Below are 15,367 nucleotides of genomic sequence, written 5' to 3'. Positions count from 1 at the left end.
ATGCGACTCTCCGACTACCTGGACAAGGGCGTCTCGCTCGGCCGTGGGGCACCGTGCCTCACGGCCGGGGGTGACACCTCCACCTACGGTGAGGTGTACGACCGGTCGGTCGAGATCGCCGCGGCGCTGCAACACGACGGTGTCGAGGCCGGCGATCGCGTCGCCGTCCTGTCCGGTAACGACCCGCTGGCGCTGACGTGCGTGTTCGGCATCTCGCGCGCCGGCGCGGTGTGGTGCCCGGTGAATCCGCGGAACGAGGCCGACGAGAACCGCCAGCTGTTCGATCTCTTCGGATGCCGAACTCTGTTCTTCCAGAGCCGATTCACCGATCTGGTCGACCGGATCCGAGGCGATCTGCCGCACCTCGTGCGACTGGTCTGCCTCGACGGTGACACGGAGTGGTCGATCCCGTTCGAGTCGTGGCTCGCCGAACACCGCGGCGAGCTCGACGCGGACAGGCGGCCGCCGCGCGGGCTCGCGATGCTGGCGGGAACGGGCGGCACCACGGGAAAGCCGAAAGGGGTGCGGCTGACCGAGGACAACATGATGACCTCGACGGCACTCGCGCTGATGAGCTATCCCTTCGGTGTGCGGCCGCGCTATCTCGCGCTGGCGCCGCTCACGCACTCCGCCGGTGTGCTGACGTTCCCGATCCTGAGTCTCGGCGGCGAGGTGGTCATCATGGCGGCCCCCGACATCGGGGAGTTCCTGGCGCTGATCGAACGGCACCGCATCACCCATGCGTTCCTGCCTCCGACGGTGATCTACGGCGTGCTCGACCACCCGGAGCTGAGTCATCGGGACCTGTCGTCTCTCCGCTGCCTCTGGTACGGGGCGGCGCCGATGTCGCCGACGCGGCTCGAGGAAGCGCTCACGCGCATCGGGCCGGTGCTGGGGCAGCTGTTCGGACAGACCGAGGCGCCCAACATGATCGCCACCCTGGCGCCGGCGGACCACTTTCGTCCGGACGGCACGGTGGCGACGGAACGGCTCACCTCGGCTGGTCGTCCGACACCCTTGACCACGGTCGCGATCATGACCGAGAAGGGCGACCTCGTCGGCACCGGTGAGCGTGGCGAGATCGTCGTGCGCGGTCCCCTGGTCATGGACGGCTATCACGAGAATCCGGCGGCGACGGCAGAGGTGGGCGCTCACGGTTGGCACCACACGGGCGACATCGGGTACCTCGACGACGACGGGTTCCTCTTCGTCGTCGACCGTGCCAAGGACATGATCATCACGGGCGGATTCAACGTGTACTCGGCCGAAGTCGAGCAGGCTCTGCTCGCTCACCCTGCAGTGAAGGAGTCGGCCGTGGTGGGTCTCCCCGACGAGAAATGGGGCGAACGGGTCGTGGCGGCTGTCGAGCTGCGCGCCGGGCAGGAGGTGGATCCCGCCGCACTGATCGCCTTCGTCAAAGAACGCATCGGCAGCGTGAAGGCGCCGAAGAACATCGAGGTCTGGGATCTTCTGCCCCGGTCGAAGGTCGGAAAGATCCTGAAGAACGAGGTCAGGTACACCATGACGATGTAGTGGGTGGGTCGCTCGACCTCTGGACACGGCGGAAGGCCGGGCCTACCGTGAACGGACCGATCGGTACGTCCAGCCAGGAGGTCCATCATGTCTCGTCGAATCACCCGCGCACTCGTCGGCGCCACGGCCGCCGGCGCCGGAGCAGTCGCCATCGCCCTGTCGGGTTCTGCAACGGCGTCGGCGGCACCCGCTCAGGGCCCTATCTACTGGCAATCGTTCGGCGTGCTCGTCATTCCTGCGAGCGAGAATTGCCAGAACACGGCGGCACGGTATCGCGAACGGGGCGACATCATCCTCGTCGACTGCGCCGTCAATCTCGCGTACCCCGGCTACCAGCTCGTCGGAATCCGCACGGATCTCTTCGGGAGCTGATCGCCGGCGAACTCGATCGACGGGTTCCCGCGGTCGATTCGTGTTACCGCGGGCACTGCAACCGGCGCGGTACGACGTAACTCCCGCGGGAAGCGCCGCGCGAGTGAGGCTCGACCCATGGACACGGCGTGTGGCCGGGTCTACCGTGAACAGACCGAACGGTACGTCCAGCCCAGGAGGTCCACCATGTCTCGTCGAATCACCCGCACACTCGTCGGTGCCACAGTGGCAGGCGCCGGAGCCGCTGCCATTGCGTTGTCCGGCGGGGCAACGGCGTCCGCAGCACCGTCGATCGGCCCGCTCTATTTCCAGACCTTCGGTGAGTTCTACTTCCCGCCTGCGAAGAATTGCCAGGAGACGGCGGCGGAGTACCGCGAACGAGGCGACATCATCCTCGTGAACTGTGCGCCCGGCCTCGCCTTCGGCACGTACCAGCTCGTCGGCATCCGCGCAGGCTTCGCCAGCTGAGCCCGAGCCCACCGGCTCAGTCGCTACGGTGGGCGGATGCCACTGTCGCCGCGAGTCCCGGATCTCGGAGCCCTCGACGTGATGGTGTCCGTTGCCCGGTTGGGCAGCATGACGGCGGCCGGCCGTGAACACGGGTTGAGTCAGCAGGCGGTCAGCGCACGGGTGCGCGCGGCGGAGCGGGACATCGGTGTCCGCATCTTCGATCGCGGGACGAGCGGTGTAGCCCTGACCCCCGAGGGCGTCGCGGTCATGGAGTGGGCGGGCGGCATCCTCGACTCGGCCGAGAAGTTCGCGACAGGAGTGACATCGCTTCTGCGCGAGGGCAATGCGACGCTCACCATCGCCGCGAGTATGACCGTCGCCGAGCACCTCGTGCCGGCGTGGATGCTGTCGATGCGCAGACAGTCGCCCGACGTCCAGGTGCAGATGCGACTGATGAACTCGGCGGAGGTCGCCGAGCAGGTGCTGGACGGGCGCGCGGACATCGGCTTCGTCGAAGGGCCCGACGTGCCGGCCGGGCTCGGGGTCGCCGTCGTCGCGCACGACGAGTTGATCATCGTCACGGGACCGTCCCACCCGTGGGCGACCAGACGTGCGGCGTCGATGGAGCTGCTGCAGACGACGGCTCTGGTGCAACGGGAGCCGGGGTCGGGAACCCGCACCACGTACGAGAGCGCCGTCCGCCCGACGGTTCCGCCGCTCATCGAGCTCAACTCCGTCACCGCTGTCAAGTCTGCTGCCATATCGGCGAATGCGCCGGCGGTGGTGTCGTCCCTCGCGGTGGAGGGGGAGCTGCGGAGTGGCGCGTTGGTGCGCATCGACGTTCCCGGTCTTTCGATGACGCGTGAGCTGCGCGCGGTCTGGAGCCTGTCTGCAGCACTGCGCGGTCCACGTCGCGACTTCCTCGACATTGCCCGGCAGTAGCCACAAACAGCGTTTGTGGGGTGACAAGAGCACGACCACTACTGATCGTCGCCGTCCCGGCGCACTGTGAAGGCATGACGACCTTCCGGACCGCGACATCGCACGGGCTGCTCCGCGATCTCGACTCGCCCGGCAGCGTGATCGAGCACATCACGCCGAACTGGTTCGCATCGGTGATGGGGACCGGAATCGTCGCCACGGCCGCAGCAACGCTGCCCGTGCAGAATGTCGTGCTCCACATGGCAGCCGTCGTCATGTGGCTGCTCGCCTCGACTGTCCTCGTCGTCGTGTCGACCCTGTTCGCCGCGCACTGGCTCGCGCACCGCCGCGTCGCGCAGGCCCACGCGGCCCACCCGGTCATGATGCAGTTCTACGGCGCGCCGCCCATGGCCCTGCTCACCGTCGGTGCCGGCACGAGCCTCCTCGGCGTGGACATCATCGGGCAGAGCCTGGCCACCTCGATCTTCGTCGTCCTCTGGACGGTGGGTACCGCGCTGGGGCTCGCGACCAGTGTCGTCGTCCCGTACGTGATGATCACCCGCGGCCGCAGTGCCGACACGGTCGCGCTCCCGGCATGGCTGATGCCCGTGGTGCCGCCGATGGTCTCGGCATCCACCGGTGCACTTCTCCTCCCGCACATCGCCGACGGGCAGTGGCGGCTCGCGATGCTCGTCGGCTGCTACGCGCTGTTCGGATCGGCACTCGTGACCGGGCTGATGGTGACGACCGCGGTTCTCGGTCGACTGCTGCACGGCGCCGTCCTCCCGGTCCAGGCTGCACCGACTATATGGATCACTCTCGGCGTCATCGGCCAGTCCGTCACCGCGGCCAACCTCCTGGGTGCCGATGCGGCGATGGTGTTCACCGGTGACCGGAGCGAGGTGGCGGTGGTCCTGCGTGCGGCGGGAATCCTCTTCGGAATGGTGATGGGCGGCTTCGGAGCGATGATGTTCGCCCTGGCCACGGCGCTGACCGTGCACGCGGCGCGCCGAGGACTGCGCTTCTCGTTGGCATGGTGGTCGTTCACCTTCCCGGTCGGAACATGCGTCACCGGCGCGGCGGCGTTGGGGCGCGCGCTGGAGTCGTCCGTCGTCGAGGCACTGGCGGTCGTGCTGTTCGCCGTGCTGGTGACGGCGTGGACGACGGTGGCGACGAGGACGGTGCGCGAGGCGTATCGCGGCCGGGTGTTTCTTCCGGCGTGAGAGTCGCACGACGGCGAAGTGGGCACACTGCAGGCATGGAGATCACCGGCCACCTCACGCCCGACGAGTTCTGGACCCAGCAACGCGCGATCGAGGATCAGATCCGCGCCGAGTCGACCACCTTCCCGACCTACACGGTGAACGGGTGGAACGGGGTGCGGGTGATGGGCCCGTGGTCGCGGGAGAACGACGTACTGACCAGCGTGACACTGCGGCACGGTGAGGTCGACTGGGACGGCGACGACATCGACGGTCCCTTCGTCGAGGTCACCACCACCACGAAGGACGCGCACCGCACGGCGCTGAAGGCGATGCTGTCGGCGATCGGTCTGACGCCGATGTCGCCCGAGTACAAGCGGCGACGTGAGGCCATCGCGGCGACGGAGGCGCGTCGCGTCGTCGTGCCGGTGAACGGCGCGGACACCGACTTCGAGATGCACGGCGGGCAGGAACGGTGGTGGGCGTCGGCGACGGTGGGCGACCACGGTGTGGTGATCGAGGCGCGGCACCACCCTGTCGAGGCGGTGGCGCTGACGTCGGAGACCGACATGGAGCCCTATCTCGACGGCCTCCGCGCCGCGATCCGTACGAGTCGGGGCGAGTGATGGCACTGCCCTCGCACGGCCGATTCCCGTACTCGCCCATCACGTCCCGTCCGTCGTTCTCATGGCCGGGCGGCGCGTCCCTCGCGGTGTACGTGGCCGTCAACTGCGAGCACTTCCCGTACGACGACGGAGCTCCCGGGCTGGGATGGACGCCGGGAATGGACCAGCCGAACACCTACAACTGGGGTTGGCGCGAGTACGGCAACAGGGCGGGCGGCTTCGCGTTGGCCGACACGTTGCGCGACAGCGGAATTCGTCCGACTCTGCTCGTCAACGCCGAGATCTACGAGCACGCTCCCGATCTGGTGGCGGCGTATCGCGCACTCGGCGCGGACGTCGTCGCCCACGGCCGCACCAACGCCGAGCAGCCGAACCAGCAGGACGAGGACGCGGAACGTCGCACCATCGAGGCGGTACGACGGGCGATCGAGTCACACGAGGGTTCGCCGCCTCGGGGTTGGATGAGCCCCGGCGCGAACCCGAGCCGGGTGACGGAGGACCTGTTGGCGGAGCAGGGATTCGAGTACACGCTCGACTGGCCGATCGACGACCAGCCGGTGTGGATGGCCACGCGCGGTGGACCTCTACTGAGTGTTCCGTACCCGCACGAGGTCAACGACCTTCCGGTGTTCGTCCATCACCACGGGTCCGCGGAGGATCTCGAGCACATCGTCGTCGACTCGTTCGACGAGCTGAAGGAGCAGTCGCGGCGCGCACCGCGCGTGTTGGCCATCTCCACCCACACGTTCCTCACCGGGCAACCGCACCGGCTCAGACGCTTTCGTCGCGCGCTGGATCACCTGACGTCGCACGCCGACGGTGTCTGGTTCACCACCGCCGGCGACATCGCCGAGCACTATCGGACGGTCACTCCGCCGCCTGCGTGACGTAGTCGTGCAGCTGCGCCTCGGTGAGGTTCGCCTCGGTGAGTGCCGCGAGGGCCTCCGGATCGAGGTTCTCGGCACTGCCGTCCGCGAAGCGCCGTGCACCCTCGGCCGTGACACCGCGTGCTCGCAACTGGGCGAACACCTCGTCGGTACTCACACGCCCGCCGGGAGTGCCCGTGCCGCGACTCCCGCTCCCATGTTGTACCCGAGATGACCGCCGAGAGCGCCGCCCAGACCGGCGACGGCGAATCCGGCGAGTGCGAGCGCCTTCGACGTGGTGTCCGGCGGCGACGACGCGTCCGCTGCCTTCGCGCGCCGGCGATACGACGCCGTGAACAGAGCCAGGGCTACGGCGTTGGTGCTCGCGTGGATCAGACCCACTCGTCGCTGTTCCGCGTTGAGCGTCGACCACGTCGCCCACCCCGTCACCAGTGCGGTGGGGGCGGTCACCAGTCCGGCACCGATGAGGCGCCGCGCTGCCGCGGAGTCTCCACCGGTGACATCGAGAAAGACTGCGCTGGTCCACAATCCGACCGAGGAGTAGGCCATGATGGGATGCATCGGGTGGCCGACGAAGGTCCCACGGAGGAGGCCGTCGACCTTCGTCCCCTCGAGAGCGGATCGGAGCTTCCCGGCGACGGGGTCGCTGACCGGATCGAGGAACGTCGCCTTCTCGAGCGGGTGGAACAGCGGTGTGAGATTCATACCGTGTCGGATACCCGCAGCGGTCGAGGGTAACCGCGACGCACGGTGCGCTCGAGAATGCCGAGGGTCACGCGCAGGGACGATCCGGACACCACGGGGAAGATGTCACGCTCCCGCCAGTCGGGATGGATGTCGGACCAGTCGTAGTAGGACGTGACGAGGGTGCCCTCCGTGCCGTCCTCGAAGGAGTGCGGCGCGAGCCGGTACCCGTAGCGGTGGCCGATGGGCGGTCGGACCGTGCCGACGATCGTCCACGAGATGTCCCGATCGCGCTCGAAGGTCGCGATGGTGACCTCGACGTCGTAGGTACCCATCGGGAGGTCGCCGAGTGCCTCGCGATCCATGTGCACGACGAAGGTGTCTCCCGCGGACGTCACGGGTGCGCCGTCCGCGCTCATCAACATGCCCGAGCCGTCGATGGCGACGTGGCCGTCGGGATCGCAGAGCACGTCGAAGATGTCCGCCGCGGGCAACGGCATCACGCGCTGAAACTCGAGTCGTTCGTCGGTCATGGGTCCAGTCTGCACTTGTGCAGGAAGCGGGTGCGCAGGTCGTCATTGAAGACGGAGCGCGACGGGCACAGACTCGTGACCATGACGGACCTCACAGGACGATCGGCTCTCATCACCGGTGGTGCCAGCGGAATCGGGGCCGCGATCGCCCGCGCCCTCGCGGCGAACGGCGCTCGGGTCACCGTCGCCGACCTCGACGGTGACGCCGCCACGGCGCTGGCACACGAGATCGGGGGAGACGCGTGGCAGGTGGATCTCTCCGACGTCGACGCGCTCGCGGACCTCACCCTCGAGACCGACATCCTGGTGAACAACGCGGGAATCCAGCACGTGTCGCCGATCGAGGACTTCGACCCGGTGATGTTCCGCCGCATCCTGACACTCATGGTGGAGGCACCGTTCCTGCTGGTGCGTGCCGCTCTGCCGCACATGTACGAGTCCGGGTACGGACGCATCGTCAACATGTCGTCCGTGCACGGCATCCGGGCATCGGCCAACAAGTCGGCGTACGTCACGGCGAAGCACGCGCTGGAGGGACTGTCGAAGGTCACCGCTCTCGAAGGCGCCGAGCGGGGCGTCCGCAGCAACTGCGTCAACCCCGGCTACGTGCGAACACCCCTCGTGGAGAAGCAGATCGCCGATCAGGCGCGCGTCCACGGCATCGACGAGTCCGAGGTGCTCGAGAAGGTGCTGCTGACCGAGAGTGCGATCAAGCGGATGGTGGAGCCGGAGGAGGTGGCCGCACTGGTGTCCTTCCTCGTCGGAGACGAGGCGTCGATGATCACCGGCGCGTCGTACACGATGGACGGCGGCTGGAGCGCGAGCTGATCACTCGCCGCGCGAGACGCTCTCCACGAAGTCGCGGGCGATGTCACGGAGCTTGCGGTTGGCACGCTGTGACTCCGCGGACAGCATGCCGAACGCGGTGTCGCTGTCGACGCCGTGCAGCGCCATGAGAATGCCCTTGGCCTGCTCGATGGGGGCGCGGTGCTCGAGTGCGTCCTGCAGGCCCGACGCGACCTCGCGGGCCGACCGCACGCGCGCGTAGTCGCCGATCGCCGTGGACACGGTGGACGTCAGCAGCTCGAGGATCGACTCGTCGATCGACCCGAACGCGTCGGGGGCGGTGCCGTACAGGTTGAACGATCCGAGCTTCATGTCGGCGGTGTGCAGGGGCGCGGCGAGGAACGAGCGCACGCCCTCCTCGCGAGCAGCGTGTACGAACTCCGGCCAGCGCTGCTGCGCCGCATCGACGTCGACGCGCACGATCTCTCCGGTCCGGGCGGCCTCGAGGCACGGACCCTCACCGATCTCGTACTGATGGCGGTCGACCTCGAGCGTGCGGTCGTCGGTGTGCACGGCCGTGTACGTCAGGCCGCCGAACAGGATGCTCACACCGACGCTGGACGCACCGTCGACGGCCTCGTGTGCGATCTCCGCGGTGCGCTTCAGCAGCACCGCCAGATGGTCGTCGTCGCGGACGCTGCCGCCGACCACGCTCAGCATGGCCGCGAGTCGACGGGGAGCGACCGACCCGGTGGCCACCTCGGTGACCAACTCCGCCGCACGCGACGTCGACTCGTCCGCCTCCGCGCGCTCCGAGTCCGCTGTCGCCGCCACGGCGCTGTCCCTGCTCTCCACGGTTGAGAATCATCGCACGACGCGGGGACACCGGCAGCGACTCCGGTTGAGTTCGGTGGCCAGCGGGTATCGCAAGCATCAGGTACTCGTGTTGTCCGGACATCACGAAGTGCCAGAGCCGTCGAGTGAAGAAGCCCGCCGATGTCTCGGAGACCCCCACTGTGTGCCTGCGCACCGGTGGGGTTCTTCGTGTCGTGGGCTCAGCCGCGGCGTGCGTGCTCCTCGATCACGGCGGCATTGAGCGCGGCCGCGGCGCTGACGATCGCGGCGGCGTCGTCCGGGTCGCACTCGCCGTCGGCGACGCGCGCGACGGCATCCTGCATGCGTACGCACAGTGTGGCGACGGAATCGTCGTCGGTCGGCTCGTCCGCCACGGCGCTCGTACCCGCCGATTCGTCGTCGGCCGGCTCGGTCTGACGGACGTCCTCGATCACGTCGTCCCGCCCGGCGTCCGCGAGTCGCTCGAACTCCTCGGCCGGTGTCTCGGGACGGTAGTTGCGAGGGCTGCCGTTCACCACGGTGCGCGTGCCCGGCGACAGCGCCACGAAATTGACCCGAGTCCCGCCGGGATCGCCGCTGACCCGGAAGACCCGATCCGGGCGTGTGACACTGCGCACGATCATGCCGTCCGCGATGGCGTGCGGATTGCGTGGAGCCACATCGAACCTCGATTCACTGGTTGTGGGCCATCATGGTCGGATGACTTCCGTGATGGAGCGCCTGCTGGACATCGCACCGATCTGGGTGTTCCTCATCGTCTTCCTGCTGGTGTTTCTCGAGGACGCGATCTTCGTCGGTTTCGTGATCCCGGGAGAGACGGCCGCGGTCATCGGCGGTGTCGCGGCGAGTCAGGACCACGTTAGTGTCGTGGCGATGGCGGCGGTCGTGGTCGTCGCGGCCGTGGTGGGTGACTCGGTGGGCTTCGAGATCGGCAAGCACTTCGGCCCACGACTGTTGGCCATGAAGATTCTGGACAAGCGTCGCGACAAGCTGGACAAGGCGCGGGACCTGTTGGCGCGCAAGGGCGGGACGGCCGTCTTCCTCGGCCGGTTCGTCGCCTTCTTCCGGGCGGTGATGCCGGCGTTGGCCGGAATGTCGCGCATGCCGTACCCGAAGTTCCTCGCGTACAACGCACTCGGTGGGCTCGTCTGGGGGACGGGGTTCGTGGTGCTCGGATTCGTCGCCGGCAACTCGTACGAACAGGTCGCGAAGACGGTGGGACGGGACGCGGCGATCATCGTGGTCGCGGTGGTGGTGATCGCGCTGATCGTGTGGCGCGTCCGGGCTCATCGCTCCGAGAAGGGCGCGGCGCGGGCCTACGATCCCAGCGCGAGCACCGACAGCAGCTCGTAGGCCACGTGTGACGCGGCGATTCCGGTGATCTCCGCGTGGTCGTACGCGGGCGCGACCTCGACGATGTCCGCACCGACGATGTTCGCTCCCACCAACCCGCGCAGGGTGTTCAGCAGTTCCCGCGACGTCATGCCGCCCGCCTCGGGTGTGCCGGTACCCGGGGCGTGGGCCGGGTCGAGGACGTCGATGTCCACGGAGACGTAGACCGGGCCCGTGTCGAGACGGCGGCGCATCCGCTCGACGATCGAGGCCACCCCGTCCGTCTCGTAGTCGTCGGACCGGATGATCTGAAACCCCAGGACGGCGTCGTCCTCGAGGTCCTTCTTGCCGTACAGCGGACCGCGGATCCCGATGTGCTGCGACCGCTCGAGGTCGATCAGCCCCTCCTCGCTGGCCCGTCGGAACGGTGTCCCGTGCGTGAAGGGTGCACCGAAGTACGTGTCCCACGTGTCGAGGTGCGCGTCGAAGTGCAGCACGGCGATCGGCCCGTGGTCGCGGTGCAGCGCGCGCAGGATCGGCAGCGCGATGGTGTGGTCGCCACCGAGAGTGAGGACCGTGCTGCCGTCCTTGCGCAGATCGGTGATCGCGTGCTCGACCGTCGTCAGTGCCTCGGCGATGTCGAACGGATTGACCGCGATGTCGCCGGCATCGGCCACCTGGCGGTGCGCGAACGGCGACACGTCCAGCGCGGGGTTGTACGGCCGGAGCAGTTTGGACGACGCGCGGATGTGGCCGGGACCGAAGCGCGCGCCCGGCCGGTAGCTCACGCCCGAGTCGAAGGGCACTCCGACGATGCTCACGTCCGCCCGGGAGACCTCGTCGAGTCGCGGCAGCCGCGCGAAGGTCGACGGTTCCATGTACCGCGGGTATCGCGAGCCGTCCAGAGGTCCCCTGATGTCGGTCATGAGCAGTGATGTTTCCTCACTTCAGGCGGTTGGTCAACACTTGTTTCCTGACGCGGAGCAGGGCATGATCGCGGCGTGTCCACCATCGGAAACCGGCTGCGGGAGGCCCGGGCCGCCCGTCGTCTCACTCTCGACGCGCTCGCGTCGACCGTCGGTGTGACCAAGGGCTACCTGTCCAAGGTCGAGAACGACCGCGCGTCCGCGTCCGTCGCCGTCCTGGTGCGCTGGTGCGACGCGCTCGAGATTCCCATGGGGTCGCTGTTCGACGACGTTCCGCACGGCGACGTCGTCCGCGCCGGCGAGTACCCCCCGATCGCCCTCGGGGGTCATGCCCAGACGGAGTACCTGCTGACCCCGGCGGGCGAACAGCGCGTGCAGGTCATCCACGGCAGGATCGAGCGCGGAGGAGGCAGCGGCGACGAGTCGTACGAACTGCCGGCCGAGGTGGGGTTCGTCCTGGTGCTCACCGGTCGGCTGATCCTGACGCTCGACGAGCGCACCGTGCAACTCGACGACGGTGACGCGCTCACCTTCGATCCTCGTCGTCGGCACAGCTTCCGCGCGGAGGTCGACACCACTGTGCTGTGGGTCCTGACGCCGTCCCTGCCCTCCCGCCACGACAGAACCAGAATCGAGACGACCCCATGACCACGCCCGTCACTCCCGACAGCTCGGTCCACGAGCGATCAGCAGGGGACCGTGAGCAGCCGGTCACCATGTTCGGCCCCGACTTCCCCTTCGCCTACGACGATTTCCTCGCGCACCCGGCCGGGCTCGGGTCGGTCCCTCCGGACCGCCGCGGCACCCGCGTCGCCATCGTCGGGGCCGGTCTCGCCGGCACCGTCGCCGCCCGGGAGCTGCTGCGGATTGGACTCGAACCCGTGGTGTACGAGGCGGGGTGGATCGGCGGCCGCATGCACTCGGTCCCGTTCGAGGGGCACGAGGACACGGTCGCCGAGATGGGCGCGATGCGGTTCCCGCCGTCGTCCACCGCCCTGTTCCACTACCTCGACCACCTCGGCATCGAGACCACCCCGTTCCCCAACCCGCTCTCCGAGGCGACGCCCAGCACCGTCATCGACCTCAAGGGCACCAGTCACTACGCGCGGCAGCTGACCGATCTCCCCGACGAGTACGCCGAGGTGGCCAGGGCGTGGCAGCGCACGCTCGAGGAGCAGTCCGAACTCGTCCCTCTCCAGCGCGCCATCCGCGCCCGGGACGCGGCGGCGGTGAAGCGCATCTGGAACGACCTCGTGGTGCGACTCGACGACACGACGTTCTACGGGTTCCTCGTCGGATCCCCCCACTTCGCGTCGTTCGCGCGTCGAGAGCTGTTCGGGCAGGTCGGTTTCGGCACCGGTGGCTGGGACACCGACTTCCCGAACTCGATACTCGAGATCCTGCGCGTCGTGGCCACGGAAGCGGACGATCACCACCGCGGCATCGTCGGCGGATCCAGCCGCCTGCCACGTGGTCTGTGGTCGGAGGCCGTGTCGGACGCGGCGCACTGGCCGGCGGGCACCTCGGTCGCGTCGCTGCACGGCGGCACACCCCGCCCGGGTGTCACGGAGATCCGGCGACGGACCGACGACGCCACCGGCGACCACACCTTCGCGGTGACCGACTCCTCGGGCCGGACGGACGAGTTCGCCTCGGTCGTCGTGACCGCGCAGAGCTGGATGCTCCTCAACACCATCGACACCGACGACGACCTGCTGCCCATCGATCACTGGACGGCCGTCGAACGCACCCACTACATGGGGTCGACCAAGGTGTTCGTGCTCGTGGACCGACCGTTCTGGAAGGACGTCGACCCCGAGACGGGGAGGGAACTGGTCAGCATGACCCTCACCGACCGGTTGAGTCGGGGAACGTATCTCCTCGATCACGGCGACGATCGGCCCGGCGTGATCTGTCTGTCGTACACGTGGAGCGACGACTCGCTGAAGCTGCTGCCGCTCTCACCCGACGAGCGGTTGACGCTGATGCTGGGATCGCTCGAGGAGATCTATCCCGGGGTGGACTTCCGCAGCCACATCGTCTCCGATCCGGTGACGCTGTCGTGGGAGACCGAGCGCCACTTCATGGGTGCCTTCAAGGCCAACCTGCCCGGCCACTATCGCTATCAGGAACGCCTGTTCTCGCACTTCGTGCAGGACGAGCTCGCCCCCCGGCATCGCGGGATCTTCCTCGCCGGCGACGACATCTCGTGGACGGCGGGATGGGCCGAGGGCGCCATCCAGACCGCGCTCAACGCGGTGTGGGGAGTCATGAACCACCTCGGCGGATCGACACATCCGGACAATCCCGGGCCGGGCGACGTCTTCGAGAGCATCGCCCCGCTCCGCCTCGGGGACTGATGCGTCGACCGGCGCGGTGAATCTCGGTCCGGGAGGACTTACCGAGCGGTAGCGTTCCTCCGGTGGTTCAGTTGCTCTCGCGCTCACAGGCGGCCGATCGGCCGAGCGTGACGACGCCTGCGACCGTTCCGGTGCGGACCGTCTCGGCGCAGGCGCTGGCCATCGTGCTCGTGCTCGCCGTCGCGGTGCTCGTGTTCCACCTGACCCGGCCGACGGCCGAGGAACCGGCCGTCGGGGCGGTCGCCGCTCCCGCTGCGGACCTGCGGCCGAGCTTCCTGGCGGAACCGGAGCGCAACCTGGGCCCGCTGCGCCAGATCGCGAAGGTCAACCGCGCCACGGCGGAGGAGGAGTACGCGGCCGCGATCGCCGTGCTCTCGACGGCGGCGAGCGCCGAGGAGAAGGACCGCCGACTGTACGAGCTGCCGCCGGCCGTGATCGGCGCCCGCATCGGTAGCTACGCCTCACCGGCTCGCGGCACGTACACGTCCGGTTTCGGCCCGCGGTGGGGAACGATGCACAACGGAATCGACATCGCCGGCCCGATCGGCACACCGATCCTGTCGGTGGCGGACGGTCAGGTGATCGAGGCCGGCCCTGCGAGCGGCTTCGGGTTGTGGGTGCGCGTGCGACACGACGACGGCACCGTGTCCATCTACGGTCACGTGGACACCCTGGTCGCGGTGGCCGGTCAGCGGGTCGCGGCGGGGCAGCAGATCGCGACGATGGGGAACCGCGGCGACTCCACCGGGCCGCACCTGCACTTCGAGACCGTCGTCGCGGACAAGCACGTGGATCCCGAACTGTGGTTGATCGGCCGCGGTATCTCGCTCGGACCGGAAGGCGACTGACGAGTCCCATCCGTCACACCAGTAACACGCTCGGATAAGATGAGGGCATGAGACGGGCACTTCTGACGGCGGCGACGGCACTCGCCGTGGCCGTGGGCACCGCACCTCTCGGCGCCGGTCCGGCCGCGGCCGACACCGTCGGCTCCTGCTCACCCGAGCATCCCCGTCCCGTCGTGCTGGTGCACGGCACCTGGGTCGACGGTCCGGACACCTGGTCCACCCTCACTCCGCAGCTCGAGGCGGAGGGCTACTGCGTCTTCACGCTCGAGTACGGCTACCGCGCCGAGCCCGGCGAGAACCTGCTGCAGACCTACGGCGGCGACGACATCGCCACGTCCGCGCGAGAACTGCGCGCCTTCGTCGACGACGTCCGATCACGCACCGGCGCAGCCGACGTGGACGTCGTCGGGCACTCCCAGGGTGGTGTCGTGGCGCGTCAGTACCTGAAGTTCGAGGGTGGAGCCGACGCCGTGCACACCCTCGTCACCCTCGGCGCCACCAATCACGGCACCACGTTCTCGGCGGGGCAGCTCATCGGATCGCTCGCGCAGCAGTTCGGACTGCCGGTCGGCGAGGTCGCCGCCGCGGCCGTCGGACCGTCGTTCGTCCAGCAGATGGTCGGCTCGTCGTTCCTCGACGTGCTCAACGCGGGCGGCGACACCGTCCCGGGCGTCGACTACACCGTGATCGCCACCCGCGCGGACACCGTCTCCACGCCGCCCGAGAACACCTTCCTCGCCGCGGGCCCGGGCGCGACCGTGGACAACGTCTGGGTGCAGGACGGCTGCCCGAGCAACACCGCCGGGCACATGGAACTGACCACCGACCCCCGCGCACTGTGGATGGTGCAGCGCGGGCTCGACCGGTCCTACGCCGATCGGGTCCCCAGCCCCTGCTGAGTGTCGGAGTGCGCGCGCTGGTGCGGTGGCCGGCTGGAAGGGGTGTGCACACGGCCGGCGTGTGGTGAACACCCGTTGCTGCAGGCTGGAGGGTGTGTGCGGTTGACGCAGGGGGTGTGCACGCAGCTCGCTGAACCTCGCGATCCCGCCGAT

19 protein-coding genes are annotated in these 15,367 nt (G+C 68.6%); 13 read left to right on the top strand and 6 right to left on the bottom strand.

Annotated elements, in window-relative coordinates; genetic code table 11:
- The 7 genes from HQ306_RS19630 to HQ306_RS19600 all read left to right on the top strand — a co-directional run bounded on the left by HQ306_RS19630 (window position 1) and on the right by HQ306_RS19600 (window position 5,991).
- Window positions 1-1,533 carry an AMP-binding protein gene (locus HQ306_RS19630; RefSeq protein ID WP_222633195.1) on the top strand — a complete coding sequence of 511 codons (1,533 nt, stop codon included), beginning with the start codon at window positions 1-3 and terminating at the stop codon, window positions 1,531-1,533.
- An 87-nt stretch (window positions 1,534-1,620) separates the two neighbouring features.
- Entirely contained in the window at window positions 1,621-1,905 is a 285-nt protein-coding gene (locus HQ306_RS19625; protein WP_222633194.1) for a hypothetical protein, read from the top strand.
- Between the two features lie 186 nt (window positions 1,906-2,091).
- Window positions 2,092-2,373: a hypothetical protein gene (locus tag HQ306_RS19620; protein ID WP_222633193.1), complete on the top strand. Its 282-nt coding sequence runs from the start codon at window positions 2,092-2,094 to the stop codon at window positions 2,371-2,373.
- Between the two features lie 36 nt (window positions 2,374-2,409).
- Entirely contained in the window at window positions 2,410-3,297 is an 888-nt protein-coding gene (locus HQ306_RS19615; protein ID WP_056443500.1) for a LysR family transcriptional regulator, read from the top strand.
- A gap of 74 nt (window positions 3,298-3,371) precedes the next feature.
- Window positions 3,372-4,499 carry a TDT family transporter gene (locus HQ306_RS19610; RefSeq protein WP_222633192.1) on the top strand — a complete coding sequence of 376 codons (1,128 nt, stop codon included), beginning with the start codon at window positions 3,372-3,374 and terminating at the stop codon, window positions 4,497-4,499.
- 35 nt (window positions 4,500-4,534) lie between these two features.
- A complete protein-coding gene (locus HQ306_RS19605) occupies window positions 4,535-5,104 on the top strand; it encodes a hypothetical protein (protein ID WP_027506500.1) in 570 nt (189 codons plus the stop codon).
- On the top strand, window positions 5,104-5,991 hold the full coding sequence (locus HQ306_RS19600) for a polysaccharide deacetylase family protein (protein ID WP_222633191.1): 888 nt from the start codon (window positions 5,104-5,106) through the stop codon (window positions 5,989-5,991). Before HQ306_RS19605 ends, HQ306_RS19600 begins: the two co-directional genes overlap by 1 nt.
- Here the strand turns inward: HQ306_RS19600 and HQ306_RS19595 are convergent.
- The 3 genes from HQ306_RS19595 to HQ306_RS19585 are packed head-to-tail and all read right to left on the bottom strand — an operon-like array spanning window position 5,972 to window position 7,208.
- Window positions 5,972-6,148 (bottom strand): hypothetical protein, encoded by a 177-nt coding sequence (locus tag HQ306_RS19595; RefSeq protein WP_155957085.1) that lies wholly within the window; start codon window positions 6,146-6,148, stop codon window positions 5,972-5,974. The two genes, HQ306_RS19600 and HQ306_RS19595, sit on opposite strands and share 20 nt — an antisense overlap.
- Window positions 6,145-6,696: a DUF2231 domain-containing protein gene (locus HQ306_RS19590; protein ID WP_027506498.1), complete on the bottom strand. Its 552-nt coding sequence runs from the start codon at window positions 6,694-6,696 to the stop codon at window positions 6,145-6,147. The genes HQ306_RS19595 and HQ306_RS19590 overlap by 4 nt, the downstream gene beginning before the upstream one ends.
- Entirely contained in the window at window positions 6,693-7,208 is a 516-nt protein-coding gene (locus HQ306_RS19585) for a polyketide cyclase (RefSeq protein ID WP_027506497.1), read from the bottom strand. Before HQ306_RS19585 ends, HQ306_RS19590 begins: the two co-directional genes overlap by 4 nt.
- A gap of 81 nt (window positions 7,209-7,289) precedes the next feature.
- On the opposite strand from HQ306_RS19585, the gene HQ306_RS19580 reads away from it, so the two are divergent.
- The gene (locus HQ306_RS19580; RefSeq protein ID WP_027506496.1) at window positions 7,290-8,036 is read left to right on the top strand and encodes a 3-hydroxybutyrate dehydrogenase; all 747 of its coding nucleotides are present in this window, start codon (window positions 7,290-7,292) and stop codon (window positions 8,034-8,036) included.
- On the opposite strand, the gene HQ306_RS19575 is transcribed toward HQ306_RS19580, so the two are convergent.
- Together HQ306_RS19575 and HQ306_RS19570 are read right to left on the bottom strand one after the other, a co-directional pair.
- A complete protein-coding gene (locus HQ306_RS19575; protein WP_056443510.1) occupies window positions 8,037-8,849 on the bottom strand; it encodes a GAF and ANTAR domain-containing protein in 813 nt (270 codons plus the stop codon).
- 200 nt (window positions 8,850-9,049) lie between these two features.
- Window positions 9,050-9,508, bottom strand: a complete 459-nt coding sequence (locus tag HQ306_RS19570) for a hypothetical protein (protein WP_222633190.1) — start codon at window positions 9,506-9,508, stop codon at window positions 9,050-9,052.
- 40 nt (window positions 9,509-9,548) lie between these two features.
- Here HQ306_RS19570 and HQ306_RS19565 point away from each other — a divergent pair, with 40 nt between their 5' ends.
- Window positions 9,549-10,202: a DedA family protein gene (locus HQ306_RS19565; RefSeq protein ID WP_051613522.1), complete on the top strand. Its 654-nt coding sequence runs from the start codon at window positions 9,549-9,551 to the stop codon at window positions 10,200-10,202.
- Here the strand turns inward: HQ306_RS19565 and speB are convergent.
- The gene (gene speB / locus HQ306_RS19560) at window positions 10,166-11,107 is read right to left on the bottom strand and encodes an agmatinase (RefSeq protein WP_027506493.1); all 942 of its coding nucleotides are present in this window, start codon (window positions 11,105-11,107) and stop codon (window positions 10,166-10,168) included. The genes HQ306_RS19565 and speB overlap by 37 nt on opposite strands.
- Before the next feature lie 75 nt (window positions 11,108-11,182).
- Between speB and HQ306_RS19555 the strand changes: the two genes are divergently transcribed.
- The 4 genes from HQ306_RS19555 to HQ306_RS19540 all read left to right on the top strand — a co-directional run bounded on the left by HQ306_RS19555 (window position 11,183) and on the right by HQ306_RS19540 (window position 15,214).
- A complete protein-coding gene (locus tag HQ306_RS19555; RefSeq protein WP_056443515.1) occupies window positions 11,183-11,755 on the top strand; it encodes a helix-turn-helix domain-containing protein in 573 nt (190 codons plus the stop codon).
- Window positions 11,752-13,467, top strand: a complete 1,716-nt coding sequence (locus tag HQ306_RS19550; RefSeq protein WP_222633189.1) for an NAD(P)/FAD-dependent oxidoreductase — start codon at window positions 11,752-11,754, stop codon at window positions 13,465-13,467. The genes HQ306_RS19555 and HQ306_RS19550 overlap by 4 nt, the downstream gene beginning before the upstream one ends.
- Before the next feature lie 62 nt (window positions 13,468-13,529).
- Complete coding sequence (locus HQ306_RS22370; protein WP_308115524.1) at window positions 13,530-14,315, top strand: M23 family metallopeptidase; 786 nt, start codon at window positions 13,530-13,532, stop codon at window positions 14,313-14,315.
- A gap of 47 nt (window positions 14,316-14,362) precedes the next feature.
- Window positions 14,363-15,214: a triacylglycerol lipase gene (locus tag HQ306_RS19540; protein WP_222633188.1), complete on the top strand. Its 852-nt coding sequence runs from the start codon at window positions 14,363-14,365 to the stop codon at window positions 15,212-15,214.
- The last annotated feature ends 153 nt before the right edge of the window (window positions 15,215-15,367 follow it).

The sequence above is a fragment of the Rhodococcus sp. BP-160 genome (assembly GCF_019836205.1).
Classification (GTDB): domain Bacteria; phylum Actinomycetota; class Actinomycetes; order Mycobacteriales; family Mycobacteriaceae; genus Rhodococcoides.
Note: the sequence above shows the minus strand (reverse complement) of the source record. Positions and strands in the feature narration are given on the sequence as shown.

What these genes read in the sequence shown, in the direction of transcription:
- HQ306_RS19600 (WP_222633191.1), top strand. Translation starts at nt 5,104, where the DNA reads ATGGCACTGCCCTCGCACGGCCGATTCCCGTACTCGCCCATCACGTCC.
- HQ306_RS19540 (WP_222633188.1), top strand. Translation starts at nt 14,363, where the DNA reads ATGAGACGGGCACTTCTGACGGCGGCGACGGCACTCGCCGTGGCCGTG.
- HQ306_RS19550 (WP_222633189.1), top strand. Translation starts at nt 11,752, where the DNA reads ATGACCACGCCCGTCACTCCCGACAGCTCGGTCCACGAGCGATCAGCA.
- HQ306_RS19580 (WP_027506496.1), top strand. Translation starts at nt 7,290, where the DNA reads ATGACGGACCTCACAGGACGATCGGCTCTCATCACCGGTGGTGCCAGC.
- HQ306_RS19630 (WP_222633195.1), top strand. Translation starts at nt 1, where the DNA reads ATGCGACTCTCCGACTACCTGGACAAGGGCGTCTCGCTCGGCCGTGGG.
- HQ306_RS19615 (WP_056443500.1), top strand. Translation starts at nt 2,410, where the DNA reads ATGCCACTGTCGCCGCGAGTCCCGGATCTCGGAGCCCTCGACGTGATG.
- HQ306_RS19610 (WP_222633192.1), top strand. Translation starts at nt 3,372, where the DNA reads ATGACGACCTTCCGGACCGCGACATCGCACGGGCTGCTCCGCGATCTC.
- HQ306_RS19590 (WP_027506498.1), bottom strand. Translation starts at nt 6,696, where the DNA reads ATGAATCTCACACCGCTGTTCCACCCGCTCGAGAAGGCGACGTTCCTC.
- HQ306_RS19565 (WP_051613522.1), top strand. Translation starts at nt 9,549, where the DNA reads ATGACTTCCGTGATGGAGCGCCTGCTGGACATCGCACCGATCTGGGTG.
- speB (WP_027506493.1), bottom strand. Translation starts at nt 11,107, where the DNA reads ATGACCGACATCAGGGGACCTCTGGACGGCTCGCGATACCCGCGGTAC.
- HQ306_RS19585 (WP_027506497.1), bottom strand. Translation starts at nt 7,208, where the DNA reads ATGACCGACGAACGACTCGAGTTTCAGCGCGTGATGCCGTTGCCCGCG.
- HQ306_RS19620 (WP_222633193.1), top strand. Translation starts at nt 2,092, where the DNA reads ATGTCTCGTCGAATCACCCGCACACTCGTCGGTGCCACAGTGGCAGGC.
- HQ306_RS19605 (WP_027506500.1), top strand. Translation starts at nt 4,535, where the DNA reads ATGGAGATCACCGGCCACCTCACGCCCGACGAGTTCTGGACCCAGCAA.
- HQ306_RS19625 (WP_222633194.1), top strand. Translation starts at nt 1,621, where the DNA reads ATGTCTCGTCGAATCACCCGCGCACTCGTCGGCGCCACGGCCGCCGGC.